Annotated in this window: 1 protein-coding gene; it reads left to right on the top strand. The window is 34.7% G+C overall.

Annotated features, from left to right (window positions below):
• Positions 1 to 118 precede the first annotated feature (118 nt).
• A partial coding sequence (locus Xenpb_RS19785) for a transcriptional regulator (RefSeq protein ID WP_368666847.1) occupies positions 119 to 314 on the top strand: 196 nt, incomplete at its 3' end.

The raw sequence follows: 314 nt of genomic DNA, 5'->3' as shown, positions 1-314 counted from the left end.
TCTTTAAAAACAGAGGATAGATCATTCACTCCTTTTAAATAAAACCATTGACGAGCAAATGGAAAATCTATAGATCTATTTTTTTAAGAAAAATCTTAATCTGTTTGGAATTAAGTCATTGAAATACGTTATAAACTTTACCATCATATACTCACCTGCAGACAAGCAACTGTCATTACTCAACGACAGCAATCATGAAATCACACTATCAAACCAAGCGGCGCGACTGCTGCTTGAAATGGTCACTAACAGCAATGAAACTCTTCATCGGGAAGATTTATTGAAAAGGGTATGGGAGGATTATGGTTTTACAC

The organism is Xenorhabdus sp. PB62.4 (assembly GCF_014467285.1).
Classification (GTDB): Bacteria; Pseudomonadota; Gammaproteobacteria; order Enterobacterales; family Enterobacteriaceae; genus Xenorhabdus.
The sequence above is the reverse complement of the archived record's forward strand: the minus strand, read 5'-3'. Positions and strand labels throughout refer to the sequence as shown.